Annotated in this window: 23 protein-coding genes and 1 riboswitch; of the genes, 15 read left to right on the top strand and 8 right to left on the bottom strand. The window is 73.4% G+C overall.

Annotated elements, in window-relative coordinates:
• Positions 1-57 precede the first annotated feature (57 nt).
• A riboswitch (cobalamin riboswitch) is annotated at positions 58-140 on the top strand.
• 111 nt (positions 141-251) lie between these two features.
• Genes ACLQ22_RS20260 through ACLQ22_RS20250 form a run of 3 tightly spaced genes read left to right on the top strand, consistent with a single transcriptional unit; the run spans position 252 to position 3152 of the window.
• Entirely contained in the window at positions 252-1190 is a 939-nt protein-coding gene (locus ACLQ22_RS20260) for an ABC transporter substrate-binding protein (RefSeq protein ID WP_425693666.1), read from the top strand.
• 13 nt (positions 1191-1203) lie between these two features.
• Positions 1204-2307: a FecCD family ABC transporter permease gene (locus ACLQ22_RS20255; protein WP_425693665.1), complete on the top strand. Its 1104-nt coding sequence runs from the start codon at positions 1204-1206 to the stop codon at positions 2305-2307.
• 44 nt (positions 2308-2351) lie between these two features.
• Positions 2352-3152, top strand: a complete 801-nt coding sequence (locus ACLQ22_RS20250) for an ABC transporter ATP-binding protein (RefSeq protein WP_425693769.1) — start codon at positions 2352-2354, stop codon at positions 3150-3152.
• 21 nt (positions 3153-3173) lie between these two features.
• On the opposite strand, the gene ACLQ22_RS20245 is transcribed toward ACLQ22_RS20250, so the two are convergent.
• The 4 genes from ACLQ22_RS20245 to ACLQ22_RS20230 form a co-directional block, all read right to left on the bottom strand.
• Positions 3174-3935 (bottom strand): VOC family protein, encoded by a 762-nt coding sequence (locus ACLQ22_RS20245; protein ID WP_425693664.1) that lies wholly within the window; start codon positions 3933-3935, stop codon positions 3174-3176.
• 95 nt (positions 3936-4030) lie between these two features.
• The gene (locus ACLQ22_RS20240) at positions 4031-4768 is read right to left on the bottom strand and encodes an ABC transporter permease (RefSeq protein WP_121397107.1); all 738 of its coding nucleotides are present in this window, start codon (positions 4766-4768) and stop codon (positions 4031-4033) included.
• Between the two features lie 15 nt (positions 4769-4783).
• Complete coding sequence (locus ACLQ22_RS20235) at positions 4784-5704, bottom strand: ABC transporter ATP-binding protein (protein ID WP_425693663.1); 921 nt, start codon at positions 5702-5704, stop codon at positions 4784-4786.
• 60 nt (positions 5705-5764) lie between these two features.
• A complete protein-coding gene (locus ACLQ22_RS20230; RefSeq protein WP_425693662.1) occupies positions 5765-7960 on the bottom strand; it encodes a HelD family protein in 2196 nt (731 codons plus the stop codon).
• Between the two features lie 212 nt (positions 7961-8172).
• Between ACLQ22_RS20230 and ACLQ22_RS20225 the strand changes: the two genes are divergently transcribed.
• Genes ACLQ22_RS20225 through ACLQ22_RS20215 form a run of 3 tightly spaced genes read left to right on the top strand, consistent with a single transcriptional unit; the run spans position 8173 to position 10963 of the window.
• Positions 8173-8757, top strand: coding sequence for an ArsR/SmtB family transcription factor (locus ACLQ22_RS20225; protein ID WP_425693661.1), 585 nt, complete (start codon positions 8173-8175; stop codon positions 8755-8757).
• A gap of 40 nt (positions 8758-8797) precedes the next feature.
• Entirely contained in the window at positions 8798-10078 is a 1281-nt protein-coding gene (locus ACLQ22_RS20220) for an MFS transporter (protein ID WP_425693660.1), read from the top strand.
• 33 nt (positions 10079-10111) lie between these two features.
• Positions 10112-10963, top strand: a complete 852-nt coding sequence (locus ACLQ22_RS20215; RefSeq protein ID WP_416608523.1) for a menaquinone biosynthetic enzyme MqnA/MqnD family protein — start codon at positions 10112-10114, stop codon at positions 10961-10963.
• A 31-nt stretch (positions 10964-10994) separates the two neighbouring features.
• On the opposite strand, the gene ACLQ22_RS20210 is transcribed toward ACLQ22_RS20215, so the two are convergent.
• Together ACLQ22_RS20210 and ACLQ22_RS20205 are read right to left on the bottom strand one after the other, a co-directional pair.
• Positions 10995-11936: a hypothetical protein gene (locus ACLQ22_RS20210; protein WP_425693659.1), complete on the bottom strand. Its 942-nt coding sequence runs from the start codon at positions 11934-11936 to the stop codon at positions 10995-10997.
• Positions 11936-12892, bottom strand: a complete 957-nt coding sequence (locus ACLQ22_RS20205; RefSeq protein ID WP_425693658.1) for a hypothetical protein — start codon at positions 12890-12892, stop codon at positions 11936-11938. Before ACLQ22_RS20205 ends, ACLQ22_RS20210 begins: the two co-directional genes overlap by 1 nt.
• 359 nt (positions 12893-13251) lie before the next feature.
• Between ACLQ22_RS20205 and paaA the strand changes: the two genes are divergently transcribed.
• The 5 genes from paaA (at position 13252) to paaE (ending at position 17073) form a co-directional block, all read left to right on the top strand.
• Positions 13252-14319 carry a 1,2-phenylacetyl-CoA epoxidase subunit PaaA gene (gene paaA, locus ACLQ22_RS20200; protein WP_425693657.1) on the top strand — a complete coding sequence of 356 codons (1068 nt, stop codon included), beginning with the start codon at positions 13252-13254 and terminating at the stop codon, positions 14317-14319.
• Positions 14316-14636: a 1,2-phenylacetyl-CoA epoxidase subunit PaaB gene (paaB, locus tag ACLQ22_RS20195; protein ID WP_121397098.1), complete on the top strand. Its 321-nt coding sequence runs from the start codon at positions 14316-14318 to the stop codon at positions 14634-14636. Before paaA ends, paaB begins: the two co-directional genes overlap by 4 nt.
• Positions 14637-14712: 76 nt before the next feature.
• A complete protein-coding gene (gene paaC, locus ACLQ22_RS20190; RefSeq protein ID WP_425693656.1) occupies positions 14713-15438 on the top strand; it encodes a 1,2-phenylacetyl-CoA epoxidase subunit PaaC in 726 nt (241 codons plus the stop codon).
• A gap of 55 nt (positions 15439-15493) precedes the next feature.
• Positions 15494-15967 (top strand): 1,2-phenylacetyl-CoA epoxidase subunit PaaD, encoded by a 474-nt coding sequence (paaD, locus tag ACLQ22_RS20185; RefSeq protein WP_425693655.1) that lies wholly within the window; start codon positions 15494-15496, stop codon positions 15965-15967.
• A complete protein-coding gene (gene paaE, locus ACLQ22_RS20180) occupies positions 15964-17073 on the top strand; it encodes a 1,2-phenylacetyl-CoA epoxidase subunit PaaE (protein WP_425693654.1) in 1110 nt (369 codons plus the stop codon). Before paaD ends, paaE begins: the two co-directional genes overlap by 4 nt.
• 87 nt (positions 17074-17160) lie before the next feature.
• Here paaE and ACLQ22_RS20175 read toward each other — a convergent pair whose 3' ends face one another.
• Together ACLQ22_RS20175 and ACLQ22_RS20170 are read right to left on the bottom strand one after the other, a co-directional pair.
• Positions 17161-17925 carry a peptidoglycan recognition protein family protein gene (locus ACLQ22_RS20175; protein ID WP_425693653.1) on the bottom strand — a complete coding sequence of 255 codons (765 nt, stop codon included), beginning with the start codon at positions 17923-17925 and terminating at the stop codon, positions 17161-17163.
• Complete coding sequence (locus ACLQ22_RS20170; RefSeq protein ID WP_425693652.1) at positions 17925-18095, bottom strand: hypothetical protein; 171 nt, start codon at positions 18093-18095, stop codon at positions 17925-17927. Before ACLQ22_RS20170 ends, ACLQ22_RS20175 begins: the two co-directional genes overlap by 1 nt.
• Positions 18096-18306: 211 nt before the next feature.
• Between ACLQ22_RS20170 and ACLQ22_RS20165 the strand changes: the two genes are divergently transcribed.
• From ACLQ22_RS20165 to ACLQ22_RS20150, 4 genes are all read left to right on the top strand, one after another.
• Entirely contained in the window at positions 18307-20154 is a 1848-nt protein-coding gene (locus ACLQ22_RS20165; protein WP_425693651.1) for an FG-GAP-like repeat-containing protein, read from the top strand.
• A gap of 144 nt (positions 20155-20298) precedes the next feature.
• Positions 20299-21489, top strand: a complete 1191-nt coding sequence (gene mqnC / locus ACLQ22_RS20160; protein WP_101413760.1) for a cyclic dehypoxanthinyl futalosine synthase — start codon at positions 20299-20301, stop codon at positions 21487-21489.
• A gap of 353 nt (positions 21490-21842) precedes the next feature.
• Entirely contained in the window at positions 21843-23045 is a 1203-nt protein-coding gene (locus ACLQ22_RS20155) for an LPXTG cell wall anchor domain-containing protein (RefSeq protein ID WP_425693650.1), read from the top strand.
• Between the two features lie 221 nt (positions 23046-23266).
• Positions 23267-24505, top strand: a complete 1239-nt coding sequence (locus ACLQ22_RS20150; protein ID WP_425693649.1) for a cell wall anchor protein — start codon at positions 23267-23269, stop codon at positions 24503-24505.
• The last annotated feature ends 10 nt before the right edge of the window (positions 24506-24515 follow it).

The raw sequence follows: 24515 nt of genomic DNA, 5'->3' as shown, positions 1-24515 counted from the left end.
GATCGACGAGGCACGTCTGGGGCGTGCGCTACCGTTCTACCGACCACGCGCAGCGAAGCCGGTGCGAGCCCGGCGCTGTCCCGCAACTGTGATGTCCCGCCACCCGGCCGTACGCCGGGGCGTGGCGGGGACGAGCCAGGTCGCCTGCGTCCGTGGTCGCGACTCGCGCTCTCGAGGAAGGGCGCCTCGCGGACGGGCGCCCCCGCTCCCTGTCGGCGAAGCACCACGCTCCTCGACCGACAGGAGGACCTGTGCTCAGACGTACCCCCCGGCTCTTCGCCGCGACCCTCGCGGTGGCCGCGCTCGCCCTCGGCGCCTGCGCCGAGAAGAGCTCCGACGACACCCCCGCCGCCGGCGCCAGCTCGGCCGGCGCCGCCTTCCCGGCCACCGTCGGCTCGGTGACCCTGGAGAAGCGGCCCGAGAAGATCGTCTCGCTCAGCCCGACGGCCACCGAGATGCTCTTCGCCATCGGCGCCGGCAAGCAGGTGACCGCCGTCGACGACCAGTCGAACTTCCCGGCCGACGTGCCGAAGAGCGACCTCTCCGGCTACCAGCCGAACGCCGAGGCGATCGCCGGCAAGAGCCCCGACCTGGTGGTGCTCGCCAATGACACCAACAAGATCGTCGAGCAGCTCACCGCGCTGAAGATCCCCGTCCTGCTGAACCCGGCGGCGACCACGCTGGAGGACACCTACCGGCAGATCACGGACCTGGGCACCCTCACCGGCCACGCGGGCGAGGCGGCCGACGTGACCAAGCGGATGAAGGACGACATCGCCAAGCTGGTCGCCGACCTGCCGAAGCGCGCCGAGAAGCTGACCTACTTCCACGAGCTGGGCCCGGAGCTCTACACGGCCACCAGCAAGACCTTCATCGGCTCGCTCTACACGATGGTGGGCCTGGAGAACATCGCCGACGCGTCCGACGCCGACGGCAAGCAGGGCGGCTACCCGCAGCTCTCGCAGGAGGTCATCGTCAAGGCCGACCCGGACTTCGTCTTCCTCGCCGACACCAAGTGCTGCAAGCAGAGCGCGGAGACGGTCAAGGCGCGCGGCGGCTGGGCCGGCGTCACCGCCGTCAAGAACAACCAGATCGTCGCCCTCGACGACGACGTCGCCTCCCGCTGGGGGCCCCGCGTGGTGGAGCTGCTCCGCGTGATCGTCGACGCGACCGCCAAGGTCCCCGCGTGACCCGCACCCGTCGATGACCAATCCGCCCGTGCAGGCGCCGCCCGCCCGGCGGGCCGGGACGCTCCCCGCGTCCCGGCCCGCCGGGCTGCGGCCCCGCTGGCTCGTCGCCGGCGTCGCCGCGGTCCTCGTCGCGCTGGTCGCCGGGGTGTCCCTCGGCCCGGTGAGCCTGCCGCCGGGCAGCGTCGCGGCCGAGCTGCTCAACCTCATTCCCGGGGTACGCCTCGACAGCGGGCTGACCGAGCGCGAGATCGCCATCGTCACCGAGCTGCGGCTGCCCCGGGTGGTGCTCGGGCTGCTGGTCGGCGGGCTGCTGGCCCTGGCCGGCGGCTGCTACCAGGGCGTGTTCCGCAACCCGCTGGCCGACCCGTACCTGCTCGGGGTGGCGGCCGGGGCCGGGCTCGCGGTCACGGCGGTGATCACCCTCGGCGCCGGGGCGGGCGGCGCGCTGACCGGGCTGCCGCTCACCATCCCGCTGGCTGCGTTCGTCGGCTCGATCGGCGCGGTGGCGATGACCTACCTGCTGGGCGCCTCCGGCGGGCGCGGCCGCTCCACGGCCACGCTGATCCTCGCCGGGGTGGCCGTCTCCGCGTTCCTCTCGGCCGGGCAGACCTACCTGCTGCAACGCAACTCCGACAGCATCCAGCAGGTCTATTCCTGGCTGCTCGGGCGGCTCGCCACCGCCGGCTGGCACGACGTGCGGCTGGTGCTCCCGTACTTCCTGCTCACCGCCCTGGTGGTGCTGCTGCACCGGCGGGAGCTCGACGTGCTCTCCGTCGGCGACGACGAGGCCGCGAGCCTCGGGCTGCACCCGCAGCGGTCCCGCTACCTGCTCATCGCCGCCGCCTCGCTCGGCACCGCCGCCGCCGTCTCCGCGTCCGGCCTCATCGGCTTCGTCGGGATCATCGTGCCGCACACCGTCCGGCTGCTCGCCGGGTCGAGCTACCGGGTGATCCTGCCGCTGTCGCTGCTCTTCGGCGGCGCCTTCCTGGCCCTGACCGACGTGGTGGCCCGTACCGCCGCCGCCCCGTCGGAGATCCCGATCGGCGTGGTCACCGCGCTGCTCGGCGGCCCGTTCTTCGTTCTGGTGCTGCGTACCTCCCGCCGGGTGCTCGGGTGAGCGCGCGGCGCGTGCCGGCCGCGCGGCCGGCGGACGGTGGGGCCGTGCGGGCCCCCGACGCGGCCACCGTGCCCGCCGTCGAGGTGCGCGACCTGCACGTGCGCCTGGACGGCACGCCGATCCTGGCCGGCGTCGACCTGACCGTGGCCCCCGGCGAGTGGGTCACCGTGATCGGCCCGAACGGCGCCGGGAAGTCGACCCTGCTGCGCGCCGTCGGCGGCCTGCTGCCCGCGCCGGGCGCCGTCTCCCTCTTCGGTACGCCGAGCGAGGCGCTGCGCCGCCGCGACCGCGCCCGGGTGGTCGCCACCGTGGCCCAGTCCCCGGTCGTGCCGGCCGGCATGTCGGTGTTCGACTACGTGCTGCTGGGCCGCACCCCCTACATCGCGCCGCTGGGCCGGGAGTCCGCCGCCGACCTGGCCGCCGCCCACGAGGTGCTCGACGGGCTGGACCTGGCCGGGTTCCACGACCGGGAGCTGGCCACCCTCTCCGGCGGCGAGCGGCAGCGGGTCTTCCTGGCCCGCGCGCTGGCCCAGGGCGCGACCCTGCTGCTGCTGGACGAGCCCATCAGCGCCCTGGACATCGGCCACCAGCAGGAGGTGCTGGAGCTGGTCGACCGGCTGCGCCGCGAGCACGGCCTGACGGTGCTCGCCACCATGCACGACCTCTCCATCGCCGGCGAGTACGCCGACCGCATGGTGCTGCTGGCCGACGGCCGGGTGGTGGCCGCCGGCACCCCCCGCGAGGTGCTCACCGAGCAACTCCTCGCCACCTGGTACCGCGCCACCGTCCGCGTCATCGACGGCGACCACGGCCCCCTGGTGGTCCCGGTCCGCCCCCACCACTGACCGCCCCGCCCTTCCAGGGGCTCAGGGGCGGGTGAGGATGTTGAAGAGGGCGCCGTGGGGGTCGCGGAGGGCGGCGTAGCGGCCCGCCGGGGTGGTCTGGGGCGGGACCAGGATGGTGCCGCCGAGTTCGGCGGCGCGGGCGGCGGCCGCGTCGGCGTCGGCCACGGCGAAGTACACCGACCAGTACGCGGGCGTGTCCGCGGGGAACCCGTCGCCGAGCGGTGGCACCATGCCGGCCACGATCCGGGTGCCGAGCCGCCAGCCGGTGTAGGTGACCGGGCCCGCCCGCTGGTCGTCCGGGTGCCAGCCGAAGACCAGCTCGTAGAAGACCTTCGCGCCCTCCGGGTCGGGGGTGACCAGCTCGGTCCAGGTCAGCGCACCCGGGACGTCGAAGACCTCGGCCCCGGGCATCGACATCGGCTGCCAGACGCTGAACGTCGCCCCGGCGGGGTCGGCGAAGACCGCCATCCGCCCCTGGTCGAAGACCTCGAACGGGGGCACCACGACCTGCCCACCGGCCCGCTCGACCCGGCCGGCGACCAGGTCCGCGTCGTCGGTCGCCAGGTACGTCGACCAGATCGGCACCTGGTCGGGGACGGCCGGCGGACCCGCGCCCGCCACCGCCCGCCCGCCGAGCAGGAAGACCGTGTAGCCGCCCGCCTCGGGCTGCGGGTCGATCCGACCGGTCCAACCGAACAGCTCGGGGTAGAACCGTCGCGCCTCGGCGAGGCCCGGGGTGGCGAGGTCGGCCCAGCAGGGTGTGCCCGGCGGGACGGTGCTCACGTCGACCCCTCTCGGCGGGGGACGGCCACGTCGGCACGCCCCTGCCGGAATCGTGGCACCGACCCGCCGCGCCCCGGGGCGGATCCGAGGAAACGTCAGCTGAACCGTCGACCCTCGTCGCGCCGGTACGCCCAGCCGGCCAGCAGCGCCAGCAGCACCACCCAGACCCCGAGCATGACCATCGACAGCGGGTTGACCGGGTAGTCGCCGACCGCCGCCCACATCAGCTCCACCGCGCCCCGGGTCGGCAGGAACGGCGCGACGGCCTCGACGAACCCGGGCGCCTGGTCCGGTGCGGAGAGCAGCCCGCCCCCGAAGGCGAGCGGGAAGAAGACGACCTGCGCCACCACGATCGCCGCCTTGCTCGGCATCGAGTAGCCGATGGCGAGACCCAGCAACGTGAACGGCACCGAGATCACCGTGACGATCGCCAGGGCCAGCAGGAACGCCGGTGCGCTGATCCGCGCCTCGGTGAGCGCCGCCCCGATCGCCACCACCGGGACCAGGGAGAGGTAGGTGAGTGCCAGCCCGGCCAGCACCCGCCCGGCGAAGCGTGGCGCCGGGCCGGCCGGCAGGGTCCGCGTGTACGGGTTCCAGGGCTGGTCGCGGTCCTCGGCGACCCCGACGCCGTACTGGAAGATGTTCGCGCTCATCACCGAGAAGGTGACCATCGCGGCGGTGGCGTAGGTGGCGCCGACCGGGTCCTTCCCGGCGAACGGCACCACGAAGAAGAGCATCGCGACGGCCGGGAAGAAGGCGCTGCCGACGACGGCGACCGGGATGCGGACCGTCTCCAGGAGCTGGTAGCGGGCGTGGACGAGGGCGAGGCGCATGGGTGATCCGTTCCCTCAGGCGGTGGCCGGCGGGCCGGCCACGTCGGCCGTCGGACGGCCGGCTTGCGAGCCCGGCGCAGCCGTGATGGCGAGGAACGCCTCCTCCAGCGAGGTGGGGCGGACCTCCAGGTCGGCGAACGCGACCCCGGCGGTGACCAGGGCCCGCACCAACTCGTCGGCGTCGGTGGTGAGCAGGTGCGTGCGGCCGTCGACCCGCTCGGTGCGGACCACGCCGGGCAGCGCGGGCAGGCCGTCGGCGACCAGGCTGACCCGGCGTACGCCGACGATCCCCCGGACCGCCTCCACCGTGTCGTCGGCCAGCACCCGGCCGTGCCCGATGACCACCACCCGCCGGGCCAGCGCCTCGACCTCCTCCAGGTAGTGGCTGCTCAGCAGCACGGTGCCGCCGTCGTCGTGGAACGCCCGGATCGCCTCCCACAGGGTGTGCCGCGCCGCGACGTCCAGGCCGGTGGTCGGCTCGTCGAGCAGCACCAGCCGGGGTCGGCCGACGAAGGCGAGCGCCACCGCGAGCCGGCGGCGCTGCCCGCCGGAGAGGCCGCCGGTCTGCCGCCGGGCCAGCTCGCCCAGGCCGAAGCGGTCGAGCAGCTCGCCCCGGGGGACCGGGTCGGGGTGGTGGGCGGCGACGAAGTCCACCACCTCGCCGACCCGCAGCGTGCCGGGCAGGCCCGTCTCCTGCGGGGTGACCCCGATCTGCCGCCGGCTCGCCGGGTCGCGCGGGTCGCCGCCGAACAGCTCGACCCGGCCGGCGGTGGGCCGGCGCAGCCCGACGAGCAGGTTCAGCAGGGTGCTCTTGCCCGCCCCGTTGGGGCCGAGCAGGCCGACCAACTCGCCGGCGGAGACCTCCAGGTCGACCCGGTCGAGGGCGAGCACGTCGCCGTAGCGGCGGCTGACCGCCTCGGCGCGGGCCAGGATCACGGGGCGCTCGTCGTGGCTGTCACGGACACCTGTCTACCTTCCCGGCGCAAGTCGCCGGGGTCACCCGAGCGGCGCGGGCAGCGGTCGGGCGTGCAGCACGGCGAGGCGGGAGACCGCCCGGGTGAGCACCACGTAGAGCCGGTGCAGGCCGCGCGGCTCGGCGGCCACGATCGCCGCCGGCTCGACGACGATGACGTGGTCGTACTCCAGGCCCTTGACCAGGGTCGCGGGCACCACCGTGACGCGCGCCGCGGCGGCCGGCTCGTCGACGGTCGCGGTGTCGACGCCGGCGGCGTCCAGCGCCGCCCGCAGCCCACCGACCGCGTCGTCGGCGGCGATCACCGCCACCGAGCCGTCGAACGCCAGCGCCGCGCGCACCTCGGCCACCGTCGCGGCGACCGGGTCGTCGACGGTACGCACGTCCAGCGCGCCGTCGCGGCGCAGCGACTCGGCCGGGGGCACGTCGACGGCGAGCGCCGGCAGCAGCCGGTTGGCGAACGCGACCACGGCGGCGGGCACCCGGAAGCCGACCGTCAGCGGGACCACGACGGCGTCCGGCTTGCCGAGGTGGCGCAGGGACTCCCGCCAGTCGGCGGCGGCCCACGGGGCGGTGCCCTGGGCCAGGTCGCCGAGGAGGGTGATCGACCCGTGTTCGCTGCGCCGGGCGATCACCCGGCACTGCATCGGGGAGAGGTCCTGGGCCTCGTCGACGACGACGTGTCCGAAGCCGCCCGGCCGTTCGATCAGCCCGGCCGCCTCGTCGATCAGCACCGCGTCGGCCGCCGTCCACTTCGTGGCCTTCGGCGTGCGCCCGAGCTTCGTGCCGGCCGGGCCCGGCCGCCGCGCCGGGGCGCGCGTGGTGCCGGCCGCCGCCGTCGGGTCGGGCCCGGGGCCCGGGACGACGAGCCCGCGCAGCCGCTCCTGTTCCTCGGCGTCGAGCAGCCCGTCCGCCGCCGCCGCGAGCCGCTGCGGGTCGGTGAGCAGGGCGTGCACCAGCCCCTCCGGGGTGAGCGCCGGCCAGACCGCGTCGAGGAAGGCGGTGACCGGCGTGGCCTTGCCCATCCGGCGCAGCCAGGCGTCGCTCGGGGACTCGGCGCGCCGCGCCTCGGCCTGCCGTTGCAGCAGCGCCACCACCCGGGCCCGGACGCGTTCGCGCCCCGTGGCGTACGGCAGCCGCTCCCGGCGGGTCTCCTGGACCACCCGGTGCAGCGGGTCCAGCCCGATCCGCCAGCGGAACGAGCCGTCCGACACCATGATCGGCTCGGTCGGCTCGCCGATGTGCGCGTCGACCGCCCGGCGCAGCACCTCGGCCATCCGGGCGTCGTGCTTGATTGCGGCCACCGCCGGGTCCTCGACGGCCCGCACCGGCACCCGGCCGACCAGGTCCTCCACGGTGGCCTGCTCGACCTCCACCTCGCCGAGCGCCGGCAGCACCGCCGCGATGTACGACAGGAAGGCCCGGTTCGGCCCCACGATCAGCACGCCGGAGCGGCGCAGCCGTTCCCGGTGCAGGTAGAGCAGGTACGCGGCCCGGTGCAGGCCGACGGCCGTCTTGCCGGTGCCCGGGGCGCCCTGCACGCAGATCGAGTCGGCGAGGTCGGCCCGGACCAGTTCGTCCTGCTCGGGCTGGATGGTGGCGACGATGTCGCGCATCGGCCCGACGCGCGGCCGTTCGATCTCGGCGGTGAGGATCCGGCTGGTCGTGCCCAGTTCCTCGCCCCGGTCGAGGCGCTCGTCCTCGAAGCTGGTCAGCGCCCCGTTGCTGAACCCGAAGCGGCGCCGTACGGCCACGCCCTGCGGGTCGCGTGCGCTGGCCCGGTAGAACGACCGGGAGACCGGGGCCCGCCAGTCCAGCACCAGCGGTTCGCCCCGGTCGTCGGTGACGTGCCGCCGGCCGACGTGGTAGCGCCGCCCGGCGTGGTCCGCGTGCCACCCGTCCGGCCCGTCGCCGGGTTCGCCGGGCGGGTCGCCGGCGGGCGGGGCCCCGGTCGCCGGCCCGAAGTCGAGGCGTCCGAAGAACAGCGGCGTGGTGGGGTCGTCGGCGAGTTCGGCGACCCGGCGGGCCAGGGTGCGCCCGAGCGTCTCGGCCGCGTACGCGTCGCCGGCCACCTGGTCGCCGGTGGAGAAGAGGGCCTGGGCGCGTTCCCGCATCTGGGCCAGGGCGGCCCGGGAGGTGGCGAGGTGCTCGCGTTCGGCGGCGAGGTCGGCGTCGAGGTCGAGATCGAGGTCGGTCACGCTGAATCCCGTCGGGGTCATCTGCCGGTCGCTCGCGTGTCCGGCGGGCGGATGGGCCGGCCCCCGGCGCGGGACGTCCGATGCGGTGGTCACTCTCACCATGGCCGTCAGCGGCCTGACATCTTACGCGCCCGGCGCGGCATGCTCCACCGGATTTCGACCGTGGCGCCGCCGCCTCCGGTGCCGGTCGACCGGCGACCCACGGCGGGCGGGCGACCAGGAATCATGGGCCCATGACGGAGGCGCGTCCCGAGCAGCGGCGGATGACGATCAGTGACCCGCAGGTGATGCGGGCGCTGGCCCATCCGGCCCGAATCGCGATCATGGAACACCTGAGCATGGTGGAGGGCGGGGCGACCGCCACCGAGTGCGCGGAGGTCGCCGGGCTGTCGCCGAGCGCGACGAGTTACCACCTCCGGGCGCTGGCGAAGTCGGGCCTGGTGGAGCAGGCGCCGAGCCGGGGCGACGCGCGCGAGCGACTGTGGCGCACAGTCGGCCAGGGCCTGATGGTCGACGCGGGGCGCTCCGCCGGCCCGGAGGCGCGTGCGGCCGAGCAGGCGCTGGTGGAGGCGCACGCGGCCCGGGACCTGGAGCGGAGCCGGGACTGGCTGCGCCGCGCCGGCGGTGAGGCCCCCGAGTGGTACGACGCCGCGCTGTTCAGCGACACGGTGCTGCTGCTCACCGCCGAGGAGTTGGCCGGGCTGAACGAGGCGGTGAGCGCGCTGTTCGAGCCGTACCGGCAGCGGAACCGGCAGGCGGATCCGCCGGCCGGGGCGCGGACGGTGGCGGTGCAGTACCGGGCGGTGCCGCTGGCGTAGGGGGTTGCTCCGATCAGTTGTGAAGGATTATTTTCGAAGTATGTCCTTCACAACTGACGGGTCGCGCTGGTCCGACGTCTGGCTCGCGGCCACCGCACGCGGCACCTCGATGTGCGGTGACTTCCTCGCCGCCACCGCCCTGGCGCTCGCCCTCCAGGCCACCGGCGCCAGCGGCCTCGCCGTGTCCGGACTGCTGTTGGCGGCCACCCTGCCGCTGGTGGTGCTCGCCCCGCTCACCGGGCGGCTCGCCGACCGGGTGGACAGCCGGACGCTGCTGGTCACCGCCGGCCTGGGGCAGGCCGCCGTCTGCGCCCTGCTCGCCTTCGCCGACCACCCGGCCCTGATCATCGGGCTCGTGGCGCTGCTCGCCTGCGGGCTGGCCGTGACCCAGCCCTGCCTGGCGGCGCTGCTGCCGGCGATGGTGCGCCCCGCCGACCTGCCCCGGGCGAGCGCGATCAGCCAGACGGCCAGCAGCCTGGGCGCGCTCGGCGGCCCGGTGCTCGCCGGGCTGCTGGTCGGGCAGTTCGGCGCGCGCGTACCCCTGCTCATCGACGCCGTGAGCTACCTCGCGCTGGTGGCCGCGGGTCTGCTGCTGCGCACCCGCAGGGGCGGCCGGCGGGCCACGGCCGCACCCGCGTCCGGGACGGAACGGGCCCCGGCGTGGCGGCTGCGCAGCGACCCGCTGCTGCTGGCCGTCGTCCTCAGCACGGCCGCGGTCATCACGGCCGTCGGCGGCATCAACGTGGTCGAGGTCTTCTTCATCCGGGAGACCCTCGACGGCTCGCCCACGGTGTACGGACTGGTCGGCGCCGCCTGGATGGCGGGGATGCTGCCCGGCAGTTGGCTCTGCGCCCGGCTGGCCCACCGGCTCACCGACGACGGCGCCCTGGTGTACGGGGTGCTGGCGACGCTCGGCGGCATCTGCCTGACGGTGGCGGTCGCCGCCGCCGTGCCCACGGCCGCGCTGCTGGTCCCGCTCTGGCTGGTCGCGGGCGCGGCGAACGGCGGGGAGAACGTCTTCGCCAACCTGCTCACCGCCCGGCGGGTGCCGGAGGTGTCGCGCGGCCGGGCGTACGCCCTCTACGGCGCGGCGGTGCAGGGCGGCTCGATGGGGGGCTACCTCATCGGTGGCGCCCTGCTGGCGCTGCTGGCGCCGCGACCCCTGATCGCGGCGGCCGGCGCGGTCGGCCTGCTGGTCGTGGTGGCGTTCGTGCCCGCCGTCGCCCGGTCCGTCCGACGAGTCAGAGCGGCCGGCGCCCCCGGCGACGCCGCTGAGCCGGCGGCGGATGCGGGGTTGGCCACTCCCAGCCCGGCCCACTGAGCCACCGGACGGCGGCGGGGATACGGTCGGGGCATGGCTGAGCACGTCGCACGCCCCCGGGTCGGGCACATCCAGTTCCTGAACTGCCTGCCGATCTACTGGGGGCTGATGCGCTCCGGTGCCCTGATCGACGTCGACCTGCACAAGGACTCCCCGGACCGGCTCAGCGCCGCTCTGGTCGCCGGTGACCTGGACATCGGCCCGATCTCGCAGGTGGAGTACCTGCGGCACGCCGACGAGCTGCTGCTCCTGCCCGACCTGGCGGTCGGCAGCGACGGCCCGGTGCTCTCCGTCAACGTCGTCTCCACCCGCCCGCTGGCCGAGCTCGGCCACGGCAAGGTGGCGCTCGGCTCGACCTCGCGGACGGGCGTGCTGCTGGCCCAGTTGCTGCTCGGCGAGCGGTACGGGGTGAACCCCGAGTACTTCCGCTGCCCGCCCGACCTGACCCAGATGCTGCTGGAGGCCGACGCCGGGGTGCTGATCGGCGACGTGGCGCTGCGCGCCCTCTACGAGGCGCCGAAGCGTGGGCTGGAGGTCACCGACCTCGGGCAGGCGTGGCGGGAGTGGACGGGCCTGCCGATGGTCTTCGCCGTCTGGGCGGTACGCCGCGACTTCGCCGCCGCCCACCCGGGCCTGGTCAAGGAGGTGCACGAGGCGTTCCTGCGCTCCCGGGACCTCTGCCTGGCCGAACTGGACCAGGTGGCCGAGGCGGCCGCGCGCTGGGAGCCGTTCGACGCGGCGACCCTGGCGACGTACTTCCGGGCGCTGGACTTCTCCCTCGGCGAGCGCCAGGTGGCCGGTCTGCGCGAGTTCGCCCGTCGCGCCGCCGCCATCGACGCCGCCCCGCCCCTGCCCGACTCCGGCCCGGCCTTCTTCATGGGCTGAACCCCTGGCCGACCCGGGGTGGCGGTCGGGTCTAGGTGGTGGGGCGGAGGAGGGCTTCGGTGATCTTCTGGCAGTTCTTCATGCCGTACTCGTAGCCCTTGCCGATGGGGTAGCGGACCATCACGCCCATCGTCCAGGTGTCGCCGATGGCGAGGCAGTTGATGTGCATCTCCTGCTCGCGCGTCCGGTCGATCCACCCGTTCTTGATGGCGATGGTCTTGCGCTCCGCGGCCGGGAACGCCTTGCGGATGCCGAAGTCACCGGCGCCCCGGACCAGCCGCATCTCGTCGATCAGCCACTTGGTCCACTCGGGTCCGGCGGCGCGGCCGTCGGCGATGCAGGCGCCCATCCGGGCGGTGTCCCGGGGAGAGAGGGCGGTACGGCTCCAGCCGCCGTCCGGGGCGACCTTGCTGTCGGTCAGGTCGCACAGGGAGATCAGCCGCTTGATCGAGGCGGACCGGCCGACGGTGTTGTAGAACTGCTCGGCCCGGGTGTTGTCGCTGTCCCGAATGATCTTCGTGGCGTCGGCGAGCTTGGCGTCGCTCGGGGTCTGGCCGGCGTCGTCGGCCCGGCGCAGGTAGTCGGCGACGATCCAGGCCTTGATCAGCGACGCGGTGGTGCTGGTCTCGTCCATGTTGTCCGAGCCGACGATCTCGCCGCTGCGGCGGTCGAGGACGCTCCAGGAGTACCAGCCCTCGATGTCCAGGTCGAGGTCCTTCGCCTGGAACGGCAGCGGCTCCGGCGTGGGGCTCGGCGTCGGCGACGGTCGCGAGCTGCGGTCGCCCGGGGCTCCCGTGGCGCGCTCGGCGGGGCCGGCGGGGGCGCCCCACTCGGCGGCGGCGCGGGACTCGAACGGCGAGCCCGGCAGCAGCCGTAGCGAGACGAGCACCAGGCCGATGAGGACCACCGCGATGGCGATCAGCTTGCCGGGGGAGGCGTCGGCGGGCTCGTCGGCCCTGCGCTGTCGCGCCATCAGAGCTTCCCGGCGGGCTGCTGCGGCACCTTGAGGGCGGCGCCCGGCTGCGGGGTGACGAGCTGGCTGGCGACCGAGGCACAGACCTGCGCGCCGTAGTTCAGCCCGCTCTTCTGCGGGTAGCGGAGCATCACCGCGAGGCTCCATTTGTCGGTGACCGCGAGGCAGTTCACGTGCCAGTTGCCGTCGTAGTTGAGCGGGGTCCAGCCGTTCTTCATGCTGACCGGGCCCTGGCTGACGATCGACTGGGGGAGGCCGTCGATGATGCCCCAGCGGCCACCGCCGGAGCGGGCCTTCTGGTCCTTGGCGGCCGTGCTGCCCCTGACCTTGCTCATCTCGTCCAGCAGGAGCTTCGTCCACTTGGGGCCGGCGGCCGTGCCGTCGGCGATGCAGTCGCCGAGCCGGACGGCGTCGCGCGGGGACATCCGGGTGAAGCTCCACCAGCCCACGTAGCCGGGCACGTTGCCCGGCTTGGTGTCGGTGAGCTCGCAGGTGCTGATCATCCGCTTGATCGTGGCGGCCCGGCCCACCGCGCCGTAGAGGGCGTTGGCGGCGTCGTCGTTGCTGTCCCGGATGGCGGTGGTGATCTGCTTCTTCCGCTCGGCCGGCAGCGGCTTGTCGCCGAGCTGGCGGAGGTAGTCCGCCGCGAACCAGGCCTTGATCATCGACTCGGTGGAGCTGGTCGAGGCCAGGTTCTTCGACCCGGAGATCTCGCCGCTCTCCCGGTCCATCAGGGCCCACGAGAAGAACTCGCCCTTGAAGTCCACCGCGACCGGGCCGGCGGCCAGGGTCGGCGGCGGGGGCGGGGTGGGCGCGGGGGCCGCGACGCTTCCGCCGCCGCTTCCGCCGCTCGCGGCGTCGTCGCCGGCGAGTCGGGCGTACGCGGCCGGAACGAGCAGGCCGCCACCGAGGAGGACCGCCACGACGGCGAGCACCAGGGTCACGCGGGATCGCATGAGTGGATGAGCTCCAGATGTCAGGCCGGGGGGACCGGCTGGTTGTCGGACGGATCGGCGGCTCGCCGGGGGCCGGGGGATCCGCCCTCCGTGTTTCTCGGGCGATCGTCGGCAGCCGATCGGTGTGACGGGGGAAGTCTACGTGCGGATCGGCGGCGCGCCAGAACCCGACACCTGGCAACTTGCCATGTAGGCGGGATATCGAGCCGCTATGCGGCTGTTGAGAGGATTCACCTTCCCATAGTGACCCAAGTCATAGTTTGCCCGGCTGCCCGAGTCTCCGCCCCGTCCCGAAAGTGTCTCCGGAAACCTGTTACACCCTCTGGTGTCCCGAGAGGCGAGCTGTAACACTTGACCCCATGTATGGCAACGACTTCTCCGCCGAGGACGCACCCGGCGGCGGCCTGCTCGGCGAGGTCGAGGCAGCGGAGGCGGCCCTGCGGGAGGCCGCCGCACGTGGCCGCCGGGGCGGCGCCCCCGGCCCGGGCGAGGACCTCGAGGCGTACTTCGCCGAGGTCATCGACGCCGACCAGAAGATCGAGCCGCGCGACTGGATGCCCGAGGCGTACCGCAAGACGCTGATCCGGCAGATCGCGCAGCACGCCCACTCCGAGATCATCGGCATGCAGCCGGAGGGCAACTGGATCAGCCGCGCCCCCTCGCTCAAGCGCAAGGCGATCCTGCTGGCCAAGGTCCAGGACGAGGCCGGCCACGGCCTCTACCTCTACGCCGCCGCTGAGACCCTCGGGATCAGCCGGGACGAGCTGGTCGAGCTGCTGCTCAACGGTCGGCAGAAGTACAGCTCGATCTTCAACTACCCCACCCTGACCTGGGCCGACGTGGGCGCGATCGGCTGGCTGGTGGACGGGGCCGCCATCGTCAACCAGGTCCCGCTCTGCCGCTGCTCCTACGGGCCGTACGCCCGGGCGATGATCCGGGTCTGCAAGGAGGAGTCGTTCCACCAGCGGCAGGGCTACGAGATCCTGCACACCCTCGCGCACGGCACGCCCGAGCAGAAGGCGATGGCGCAGGACGCCCTCGACCGCTGGTGGTACCCGTCGCTGGCGATGTTCGGCCCGCCGGACACCGACTCCACCCACTCGGCGCAGTCCATGGCCTGGAAGATCAAGCGCTTCTCCAACGACGAGCTGCGCCAGCGTTTCGTGGACATGTGCGTGCAACAGGCCGAGATCCTCGGCCTGACCATCCCGGATCCTGACCTGCGCTGGAACGAGTCCCGGCAGTCGTACGACTTCACCCAGCCCGACTACGACGAGCTGATGCGGGTGATCAAGGGCAACGGCCCGTGCAACCGGCAGCGGATGGAGCACCGCCGCCGCGCCCACGACGACGGCGCCTGGGTGCGTGAGGCCGCGGCGGCGTACGCCGCCAAGCGGGTGGAGAAGAAGGAGAAGGTAGCGGCGTGAGCGAGCGTAGCGAGCGAACGGACCAGCGCGGCGTGAGCGGTCCTTCGCCCTTGTGGGAGGTCTTCGTGCGGGCGCGGCGCGGGCTGTCGCACACCCACGTCGGCAGCCTGCACGCCCCCGACGCTGAGCTGGCCCTGCGCAACGCGCGGGACCTCTACACCCGCCGCCAGGAGGGCGTCTCCATCTGGGTGGTGCCGGCGGGCGCGATCACCGCGTCCAGCCCCGACGAGAAGGACGCCTTCTTCGACCCGGCGGCCGACAAGGTCTACCGCCATCCCACCTTCTACGACGTGCCGGACGGGGTGGCCCACCTGTGAGCGAGCGCAGCGAGCGAACCATCCGGCTCAGCACCGGGGCGCGTCGCGCCGCCGCCGAGCGGAGCGAGGTGGTGGCGTGAACGGCCCCTTCGACTTCGCCCTCGCCCTCGGCGACGACGCGCTCGTCGCGGCGCAGCGGCTGGCCGAGTGGACCACCCGCGCGCCGGAGATGGAGGAGGACATCGCGCTGGCCAACATCGCCCTCGACCAGCTCGGCGCGGCCCGGCTCCTGCTGTCGTACGCGGGCGAGCTGGAGGGCGCCGGCCGGGACGAGGACGCGCTGGCGTTCCTCCGCGACGACCGCGAGTTCCGCAACTGCCTGCTGGTGGAGCTGCCCAACGGCGACTTCGCGGTCACCATGGCGAAGCTGCTCTTCCTCGCGGCCTACCAGCTCCCGCTCTACACCGCGCTGGTCGGGTGCGCCGACGAGCGGCTGGCCGCGATCGGGGCCAAAGCCCGCAAGGAGTCGGCCTACCACCTCGACCACGCCTCGCTGTGGGTGCGGCGGCTCGGCGACGGCACCGAGGAGTCGCACCGGCGCATGCAGGCGGCCGTCGACCAGGTCTGGCCGTACGTGCACGAGCTGTTCGCCCCCGACCCGGCGGCGCCGGTCGATCCGGCCACCCTGCGGGCCGACTTCGACGCCACCGTCGCCGCCGTCCTCGACGAGGCCACGCTGTCCCGGCCGGAGTCCGGCTGGGCGCCGGCCGGCGGGCGGGACGGCGTGCACACGGAGCACCTGTCCTACCTGCTCGCCGAGATGCAGGTGCTGCACCGCGCCCACCCCGGAGCCAACTGGTGAGCGCGAGGAGTGCAGCGCAGCGGAGTCCCGCAGTCGCGAACGGAAGGCCACACCGGTGACTCCGCGGGAGGCCGTGGCGGCGGTGGTGGATCCGGAGATCCGGGTGGTCACCATCGACGACCTCGGCATCCTGCGGGCGGTCGACGAGGACCCGGCCACCGGCCGGGTGGTCGTGACCATCACCCCCACCTACACCGGCTGCCCGGCGATGGACGTGATCCGCGCCGACATCCGGCGGGCGCTGGCGGCCGCCGGTCGTCCCGACGCCGATGTGCGGACCGTCTACAGCCCGGCGTGGAGCACCGACTGGATCTCCGACGCCGGCCGGGCCAAGCTCGCCGCCGCCGGCATCGCCCCGCCGGCGCCCGTGCGCGCCGACAACGTGGTGCCGCTGATCCTCGCCGTCCGCTGCCCGCGCTGCGGCTCGCCCGAGACCGAGCAGGTCAGCCGCTTCGGCTCGACCGCGTGCAAGGCGCTCTGGCGCTGCCGTTCCTGCCGTGAACCCTTCGACCACCTGAAGGCGCTGTGACTGTCACCATCACCCGCCCGGTCCGTCGCCGGCCGGTCTTCCACCCGCTGTCCGTCGCCGCCGTCGACCGGCTCACCGACGACGCCGTGGCGGTCACCTTCGCGGTGCCGGAGGAGCTGCGGGAGACGTTCGCGTTCTCCGCCGGTCAGCACCTCACCGTCCGCCGCCCCGGCGCCGCCGGCGAGGACGTGCGGCGGTCGTACTCCATCTGCTCCACGCCCGACGACCTGGCCCGGCACGGCCGGCTGCGGATCGGCGTGCGGGAGATCCCCGGCGGCGCGTTCTCCGCCTTCGCCTGCGGCGCGCTGCGCGGCGGCGACACGATCGAGGTGCTGCCGCCGCTCGGGCACTTCACCACGGCCCTCGCGCCGGAGCGGGCCCGCCACTACGGCGCGGTGGTCGCCGGCTCGGGCATCACCCCGGTGCTCGCGCTGGTCGCGACGGCGCTCGCCGTCGAGCCGGCCAGCACGTTCACGCTGGTGTACGGCAACCGCACGGCCAACACGGTGATGTTCGCCGAGGAGCTGGCCGACCTGAAGGACCGGTGGCCGACCCGGCTGCACCTGGTCCACGTGCTCTCCCGGGAACAGGGCGAGTCGCCGCTGCTCTCCGGCCGGATCGACGCCGACCGGCTGGGCCGGCTGCTGGACACCGTCGTGCCCGGCGACACCGTCGACGAGTGGTTCCTCTGCGGCCCGTACGACATGGTGGTGGACGCCCGGGAGGTGCTCGCCGCGCGCGGCGTGGCGGAGTCGGCGGTGCACACGGAGCTGTTCCACGTCGCCGAGGCCCCGGCCCCGCCGCGACGCCCGGCCGACGAGCCGGGGGGCGGCGCCGAGGTGACCATCCTGTTGGACGGCCGGTCGTCGCGCTTCACGATGCGGCGCGACGAGCGGGTGCTGGACGCGGCGCTGAAGGTGCGCGGCGAGCTGCCCTACGCCTGCAAGGGCGGGGTCTGCTCGACCTGCAAGGCCAAGGTGGTCGACGGCGCGGTCACGATGGCCCGCAACTACGCGCTGGAGCCGGACGAGGTGGCCGCCGGCTACGTCCTCACCTGCCAGTCCAGCCCGACCACCGACCGGCTTACGGTGGACTACGACGCCTGACCGGTCCGCCCGCCGCTCGGCGGGCGCAGCCGGGTCGGCGGGTCGGCGCAGGCACCGCGTCGCACCCGCCGACCCCTTGCACGAGGGTCAGCTCGGGGCCTTGACCTGGCCGTCGTACGCGATGCTGCGCCACAGGTCGAACTGGCGGTCGTTGCCGACCAGCGGCTGGCCGACCAGCGCGACGGCGGCGTGCACCTCCTCGTTGTCGCGCAGCTGCCGGAAGTAGCCAGCGCCGACGAGGGCGATGCCGCGGCCGGGTGACTGGATCAGCTTCATGTCGTTCTCCGTGAGGTCGAGGGGCGGGTTGCCGGTGAGCTGGCGGGCCACGTCGGCGCGCATCGAGTCCAGGTCGATGAACGACGGGTCGATCTTGCCGCTGGTGCTGGTCTCCCGGTGGCCCCGGGCGTGGCTGGCGTCCCGGCCGAGCCGCCGCAGCACGGCGGCGGTGGCGAGCACCGAGGCGCTGTACTGGGCGCCGGTCATGGCCTGGTTGACCCCGTTGTAGTCGATCTCCCAACCGACCATCAGGGTGTTGCCGTCGCCGGCCGGGATGGGGCCGCTGCCGCGGCTGACGCCGGCGTGGTTGGCCCGCCCGCCGGAGATGACGTGGAAGACGCCGTGGTAGTCGACCAGGGCCTGGCAGAGCGGGCCGGGCAGGTCGGACCGGCCGTTGATGCAGATGTTCAGGGCGGGGTGCGGGTTGCCGGCGCTGGAGGTGGCGGCGGTGTGGTGCCAGAGCACGCCGATCGGGTTGAACGAGCTGCCGGCCACCCGACCGAGCCAGTTGCCGTGCTCGACCACCGTGACGCCGGCGGCGCGGAGCACGTCGGCGAGCCAGGGGATGGTGGCCATCAGGCCGCCGTCAGGTCGGCGAGGCACTCCGGCGCCCGGGGCGTCGTCGCCGCCCGCGCCGGTCGGCCCGCCGTCGCGACGGCCAGCGCGGCGCCACCGAGCGGTACGAGGCCCAGCAGCACCCGGCGACGTAGGGGAGGACGGGTGGGGGAAGGCGCTCTGAAAATCATCCATGGATGTTAATGGTTCGATCGGCGCGTCGGGGAGGGCCTGATCGCGGCGGTCGAGCGGGGCGGTGCGGAGACCGCCCAACATCTATATTCCAGTCCGTCACTGGCAGGTGACGCGGCCGACCGGTGCGCCCCGGGCGGACCGGCGGGTCGAGATGGCCGGCGCCACAACGCGGGCGGCCGGCCGCCGTGCCCGAGGAATGGAGTGTCGATGGATCAGCAGGTACGACGACGGCGAAGAGCCCTCGTCATCGGTGTCGCTGCCGCGTTGACGGCAGGGGCCGTCGCAGGTGCGCCGGCCCGGGCGGTAAGCGGGGGTAGCCCGGTCACAGACAGCGCGTACGCCTTCGCGGCGAAGGTCACCTTCGGTGAGGTAGGTGCCTGCTCCGGGGTGCTGGTCGCGCCCCAGTGGGTGTTGACGGCCCATTCATGCCTTCCCCCCACCCCAAGCCCGCGCTCGACGGCGAGCGCGCCCGCGTGGCCCACCACGGTCACTGTGGGCCGGCTGGATCTGACCACGAACGACGGCCGGGTGCAGCGTGCCAATCTCGTCGTGTCGCACCCGGATCGGAACCTCGCGCTGCTCCGGCTCACGCTGCCGGTGGTCGGCGTCGCCCCGGTCCCGCTCGCTACCGGGGCACCCGTGCCGGGCGAGACGTTGCAGGCGCTCGGGTTCGGCCGTACCGCCACGGAGTGGGTGCCCGACAAGCTGCACGGTGTGCCGGTCACGGTCGGCACCGTCTCGGCCACCACCATCGCGATCAGCAACGAGCAGGGTGGGCCGACCACCTGCAAGGGTGACGCCGGAGGGCCGGCGGTGCGGGTGGTGAACGGAAGTCCCGAGCTGGTTGCCGTACATGCCACCTCCTGGCAGGGAGGTTGCCTCGCCGAGACGGAGACCCGGCGGGACGCCACCGAGACCCGCACCGACGACCTGGCCGGTTGGATCCGCCAGAACACTCCCAACAACTGCAGTGCCGGTGGCGCGAGTCACGGCCCGGCAGACCAGGCAGGTGTGGTGATCCTGGGTGACTGGACCGGCGACTGCCGCACCGACGTGCTCGCCCAACTCGCCGACGGCCGGCTGCGGGCGTACCGGTCGAGCGGCGACCTCTCGGGCACCGCCCCGCTCTTCCCGTCGCCCTACCGCTACGTGGGGACGAACTGGGGCGGGGCGAACCGGCCGCGGGCGCTCACCGGGGACTTCACCGGGGACGGCCGGGCGGACATCATCGCGCAGAGCGGCGACGGCACTCTGACCGCCTGGGAGTCGACCGGCGACCTCTCCGCCGACTACCGGCTCTTCGCCGGGGCGTCCGCGATCGTCGGCACCGCCTTCACCAGCGGCTCGATCCCGCGCCTGATCCCGGGCGACTTCAACGGCGACGGCCGCACAGACCTTCTCGGTCAGCTGCTCAACGGCACGCTACGGGTCTGGACGTCAACGGGCGATCTCTCCGCCGGCTCCCCGCTGTTCGCCGGGGCGACGAGAGATGTCGGCACCGGTTTCACCACCACGGAGGTGCCGCGGATCCTGACCGGCGACTTCAACGGCGACGGGCGGACCGATCTGATCGCCCAGCACGCCGACGGCACCATGAAGGGCTACCCGTCCAGCGGGGATCTTTCCATGGACATGAGGCTCTTCCCGACGACTCTCGTGGCGAAGGTGGTCGGCACCGGTTGGCGAAGTTCCTCGATTCCTCGGATTCTGCCGGCCGACTTCGACGGTGACGGCACCACCGACCTGGTCGCCCAGCTCGCGGACGGACGGCTGCGGGCGTACCGGTCGTCTGGGGCGATGACCGGCGAGGGGCTGCTGTTCTCCGGGCCCTACCCGTACGTGGGCACGAACTGGGGCACGACGAACCGGCCCCGCATCCTGGTCGGGGACGTCACCGGCGACGGCCGCACCGACCTGATCGGCCAGGACTCCGCCGGCGTCATGCTCGGCTTCCAGTCGACCGGGGACCTGAGCGCCGACTTCAAGCTCTACGCCACCAGCACCAGTGCCGTGGGCAGCGGCTGGACGCCCAGCAGCATCCCGCGCGTCTTCTGACCGGAGGGTGCGGCGTCGTCCGTCGTCGGACGGGTGGCGCCGCACCACCGGCGAGGGTGAACACCGTCACACCCGACGGGCCGCCGGGCGGGCCGTTCGGCGGCCATCGGCCGGCCCCCTGGGCGGGCGACGTAGGCTCGGGGGGTGAGTGTGAGCCGGGAGATCGACGACATCCTGCAGCGTGGCGCGGACGGCGGGCGGATCACGCCCGAGGAGGCCCTGCTGCTCTACACCGAGGCGCCGTTGCACGCCCTGGGCGAGGCCGCCGACGCGGTGCGCCGACGGCGCTACCCGGACAACGTCGTCACGTACCTGATCGACCGCAACATCAACTACACGAACGTCTGCGTGACGGCGTGCAAGTTCTGCGCGTTCTATCGGGCCCCGAAGCACCGGGAGGGCTGGACCCACCCGACCGAGGAGATCCTGCGCCGCTGCGGCGAGGCCGTCGAGCTGGGCGCCACCCAGGTCATGCTCCAGGGCGGGCACCACCCGGACTACGGCGTGGAGTACTACGAGGAGCTGTTCTCCTCGGTCAAGAAGGCCTACCCGCAGCTGGCGATCCACTCGATCGGCCCCAGCGAGATCCTGCACATGGCCAAGGTCTCCGGCGTCAGCCTCGACGAGGCCATCGCCCGGATCAAGGCGGCCGGGCTGGACTCGATCGCCGGCGCCGGCGCGGAGATGCTGCCCGCCCGCCCCCGGAAGGCGATCGCGCCGCTGAAGGAGTCGGGCGAGCGCTGGCTGGAGGTCATGGAGCTGGCGCACCGGCAGGGTGTCGAGTCGACCGCCACCATGATGATGGGCACCGGCGAGACCGCCGCCGAGCGGATCGAGCACCTGCGGATGATCCGCGACGTGCAGGACCGCACGAAGGGCTTCCGGGCGTTCATCCCGTGGACGTACCAGCCGGAGAACAACCACCTCAAGGGCCGGACCCAGGCCACCACCCTGGAGTACCTGCGACTGGTCGCGGTCGCCCGGCTCTTCTTCGAGACGGTGCCGCACCTTCAGGCGTCCTGGCTGACCACCGGCAAGGACGTCGGGCAGCTCGCCCTGCACATGGGCGTGGACGACCTCGGGTCGATCATGCTGGAGGAGAACGTCATCTCCTCGGCCGGCGCGCGGCACCGCTCCAACCTGCACGAGCTGATCGGCATGATCCGCTCGGCGGACCGGATCCCCGCCCAGCGCGACACCCTCTACAACCGACTGGCCGTGCACCACACCCCGGCCGACGACCCGACCGACGAGCGGGTCGTCTCGCACTTCTCCTCGATCGCCATGCCGGGCGGCGGCGCCGGGAAGTCCCTGCCGCTGGTCGACGCCCGCTGAGCGGGGCGTCCGCAGCCACCCGCACGACCCAGACACCCCACCGTCGTCCGGCGGTGGGGTGTCGTCGTACGTGGGCCGCTGTGTGGACCATCGACGTACGGAGCGTGACCGAGAATGGCGTCGCCGGCTAACCGATCGGGTGAATTCCCGTGGGCCGTTGATCTCGATTAGGTTGCCATTCGGAGCCGGCTGCGACGTGGCCGGGGCAGCAAGACATATCAATCCGGGCATTCCTTAAGTGATTCTTAGCCGCACTGTTCAACACGCCGATCTGCGGGGGTGGCGGGCGTGATCGCTTACCGCTAACGTCCGCGGCCGTACCTTTCCTTCACCCCAACGGGGGGAACTTTTCCATGATCTTCCGTAACCGCTCGCTGGCGCGTATCGGCGCCGGCGCGCTGCTCGCCTCCGGCGCGTTGACCGCTCTCGGTAGCCCGGCCCACGCCTCGGGCACGGAGACGGACCTCGCGATCGACGTGGCCGGCACGCGGGTCGCCGCCAACGCGCAGGGCAAGCTGGCCTACGCCAAGGTGACCAACCTCGGCAAGAACACCCCGAGCGAGCTGGCCGTGCGGGTGGACGTGTCCAAGGTCGACTTCGACAAGGTCGTCGCCGTGCCGGCCGTCGAGGACGGCTGCGACATGGAGGGCACCGAGGAGAAGCCGACCGCCTTCGTCTGCTACGCGACGGAGAAGGGCCTGCCGGGCCCGGGCGAGACCACCGACCTGCCGGTCGTCCTCTTCAAGTTCGAGGCCGAGGGCACCTACCAGGCGCCCCTCTCCTTCAAGCTCGTCTCGAAGGACGACACCAACGCGGCGAACAACACCAAGACCGCCACGCTGGACCTCTCGGACGCCAGCGGGCCGGACCTCTCGGTCGTCGCCGAGGACGTCAAGCAGGCCGTGAAGGTCGTCGACGGCAACCCGGTCTACTCCGGCGACCTGCAGGCGGGCGGCCGGTCGGCGCTGACCTACTTCATCAGCAACCAGGGTGACGTGGCCGCCGCCGGTCTCAAGATCAGCGTCAAGCTGCCGAAGGGCGTGACCCCGACCGAGGTGGAGCCGAGCTGCGAGTACGCGGCCGACAAGTCCACCTTCACCTGCACCTACGCCAACTTCGGCCTGATCCCGCAGGACGAGGACACCAACGGCGGGGACAAGCTCTACTCGGCCTACGGCTTCTACCACCTGTTCGACGTGGCGGCGGACGTGAAGCCGGGAGCCCTCAAGGGTGGCCTGGTCAGCGTCGAGCCGGTCGGCACCGCGCCCAGCCGGATGCGGGCGACTGCGGCCCTGCCGCAGAACGTCACCGGCCTGCAGGCCACCGATGTGGACGCCACCGACAACTCCGACGGCTACGCGGTGATCGTCGCGGCCAAGGGCGGCGCGGGCGGCGGCGGTGACGACGACGGCGGCCTGCCGGTCACCGGCGCGCAGACCACCCTGATCGGCGGCATCGGCGCCGTGGTCCTGGTCGCGGGCGCGGCCATGTTCATGGTGGCGCGGCGTCGCCGGGTCGTCCTGGTGACCCCGGGCGACGAGAAGCCGACGGCCTGACGGTCGTCCTCCACCGACCCGCGAGGGTCGTTCACATAACGCACGGCAGCGGGGGCGGGATGGATGACCATCCCGCCCCCGCTGTGCGTCGGGCCGTCCGTCCGACCCGGTCGGCCGGACGGATGAAACACGATCTCCCTGCTGGCGCGCCGCATCGACCTTCGATAGCGTCCGCCCGGGTTCCGCAACCATCCGTTCTTTCCCTAACCCCCGGGGGACCGATGACCCTGTTCCATCGCTCGGCCCTGGCCCGCGCCGGTGCCGTGGCACTCCTCGCGGCGGGCGGCCTGACCACCTTCGCCGTTCCCGCCCAGGCCGCCGACGGGCCGGACCTCGCCGTGATCCCGATCAGCACCCAGCTCGCGAAGGGTGTCGACGCGGCCCGGAGCAAGCCGTTCAAGTTCACCGTCACCAACGCCGGCACGGCCACGGCGGAGGACGTCTCGTACCGGGTGAACACCCGGCAGCTCAAGGACAAGCGCGTCGGCTTCCTGGTGCCCGAGGGGTGCCGCGCCATCGAGACCCACCTCTACCAGTGCTCCCTCGGCGACCTGCCCGCCGGCACCAGCAAGGACTTCGGCGTTCCGCTGTTCAGCACGGGCGGCCGGGGCGACGGCGGCAAGCTGGTCGTCCACGTCGTCACCGCGACGCCCGGAGGCAAGGTTCGCGACAAGGTCGTCGTGCCGGTGACCGTCACGAAGCCCGGCTACGACCTCACCGCCTGGGTGCAGGACGTCCAGGCGGGCGTCGTGGTCAACGGCGCGGTGGCCGACGAGCCGGACCTGAAGCCGGTGCGCCGGGGCGAGACCGTCCCGCTGGACTGGGCGGTCTACAACGACGGCAGCCGGCCCGCGACCGGCGTCTTCTACGGCATCACCCTCCCGCCCGGTGTGAGCTTCGTGACGCTGCCGCAGGGCTGCGTCCAGCAGGTGTTCCTCGGCAAGGAGCAGGCGTTCTGCGAGGACGCCGGGGCGATCGTCCGCCGGGGGCAGTACTACACCGCCGACGTGACGGTGAAGGTCGGCGACGGCGTGACCGAGCCGGTGCTGCGCGAGGGCGACCTCTTCGCGTACGGGCTGGACGTCGCCGAGGGCGAGCCGGAGGAGGAGCCGCGGGTCGCCGGCCAGGCGCAGCGGAAGGCCTTCTCCGAGATCGACACGGCAGACAACCACACGGTCTTCGAGGCCTTCGTCGACCTCTCGGCGCAGCCGAGCCCGACGCCGACGCCGACCGTGGCGCCGACGGCCACCCCGACCGGCGGTCCCACGGCGGTCCCGACCACGACCCCGGGCGGCGGTGGCGGTGGCGGCGACGGCGGGCTGCCGGTGACCGGCGTGCAGGTCGGCCTGATCGGCGGCATCGGCGCGGCCGTGCTGCTGGCCGGCGGCGCGCTGCTGCTGCTCTCCCGGCGGCGCAGGGTCGTCCTGGTGGCGCCCGGCGACGAGAAGTCGACCGACTGACGTACGACCA

This window comes from Micromonospora sp. DT178, assembly GCF_049841695.1.
In the GTDB taxonomy this organism is placed as follows: Bacteria; Actinomycetota; Actinomycetes; order Mycobacteriales; family Micromonosporaceae; genus Micromonospora.
The sequence above is the reverse complement of the archived record's forward strand: the minus strand, read 5'-3'. Positions and strand labels throughout refer to the sequence as shown.